Below are 1601 nucleotides of genomic sequence, written 5' to 3' on the forward strand. Positions count from 1 at the left end.
CGTGCCCGGACAAGCCCTGCAGGTATCCGGCCAGCGCGGCGACCAGACTCGCTTGCTCGTCCGGGGTGCGCAGCGACAGGTTGATCGTGGTCGCGGCGGGGGGGGGCCCCCCCCCCCCCCCCCCCCCCCCCCCCCCCCCCCCCCCCCCCCCCCCCCCCCCCGCCCGGCCCCCCCCCCCCCCCCCCCCCCCCCCCCCCCCCCCCCCCCGACCGGAGACAAATCCGACATGAGCAATCAAGAACACATCTCACTCGGCGAAATCGTCGCCGCCATCCGCGCCACCGCCGACGAGTGCGGCATCCCGCACACCGTCGACACCACCGGCGCACTACTGATCACCCCGCCCACCGGGCCCGCCTACCGGCTGCGCGTCGAACCCGTCGACCAGCCCGTCACCAACGCCGTCGCCGTCCCGCACGCCCGCGACGACAACCCCGGCAACGGATACAACGCCCTCACCAAATACACCGCCCTGTACGCGGATACCAGCATCAACGCCTACGTCCCCTTCGCGTTCTACGCCAAGGAATGGACCCCATGGTCCGAATTGATCCGCACCGCCGAACGCCACGCCCCCGACCCCCGCACCAGTGAGGGCCGAGGAGTCCACCTCGGGCACATCCTGCCGCCGTTCAACAGCGGCCGCGAAGCCTACCAAGCCTGGTAGCCGACCCCGCCCCGCACAGCACCCGGCCACCCAATCCGGCCGGGTGCCGTGCGCACCCTAGCCCTAGTCCGGCAACGGCCGCAACGGAACTCCGCTGCGCTGCGTGCTGCCGAATTTCGGCGGCAGACCACCGCGCGCCGCGCCTCACACCCCCGACTCACCCACGAAGGACCCCCGTGGACAACACCCAACCCGCCGACCCGGCGGTGAACCTCGCGCTACGCGCATTCCTCACCCGTATGCGCCGCCACTATCTCACCAGCCCCGACGGAATCGCCCCCGGCATAGCCGCAGCCGTCGCCGACAGCCTCGCCACCGCCCAACGCACCTGGCACCAACACGACGACATCGCCGGACTGCGCACCGCCCTGACCGCCGAACTGCACCGCCGCCACCAACGCGCCGAGCGCATGCAGCACCTCGCAGACAACAACTCTCACGGACGCGGCAGCGGCATCGCCCGCAGCTACGCACGCTGGCGCGCCCACCACGCCCAGGCCGCCGAGCTACTCGCCGCCATCATCCGCGCCCTCGACACCGAATTCGCCAACCACCCATAACCAGCCTCACGCCCGGCCGGGCAGACCGAAACTGCCCGGCACCGGCCGCCCAACCACGGGGCCGCTCCGGCAACCGCCGCAACGGAACTCCGCTGCGCTCCGTGCAGCCCATATCGAGCGGCCCCAGCCACCAACCCGCCGGGCCCAGCCCCGTCTCACCCACGCCGCGCCGGTCGACGACGCGCCCCCCCCGCCCCCCCCCGCGGGGGGCGGGGGGCGGCGGGCGGCCAGCGCCGCCGGGTCGGGGGGCCGGGGGGGGCGGGTCGTCGACCGGCGCGGCGTGGGGGAGACGGGGCTGGGCCCGGCGGGTTGGTGGCTGGGGCCGCTCGATATGGGCTGCACGGAGCGCAGCGGAGTTCCGTTGCGGCGGTTGC

2 protein-coding genes are annotated in these 1601 nt (G+C 74.3%); both read left to right on the plus strand.

The window, feature by feature from the left end; translation table 11 throughout:
- The first annotated feature begins 226 nt into the window (after window positions 1-226).
- Window positions 227-667, plus strand: a complete 441-nt coding sequence (locus QH290_RS25955; RefSeq protein WP_280385726.1) for a hypothetical protein — start codon at window positions 227-229, stop codon at window positions 665-667.
- A 176-nt stretch (window positions 668-843) separates the two neighbouring features.
- Window positions 844-1227, plus strand: coding sequence for a hypothetical protein (locus QH290_RS25960; RefSeq protein ID WP_280385728.1), 384 nt, complete (start codon window positions 844-846; stop codon window positions 1225-1227).
- The last annotated feature ends 374 nt before the right edge of the window (window positions 1228-1601 follow it).

The sequence above is a fragment of the Nocardia wallacei genome, from assembly GCF_029869545.1.
Lineage (GTDB): Bacteria > Actinomycetota > Actinomycetes > Mycobacteriales > Mycobacteriaceae > Nocardia > Nocardia wallacei_A.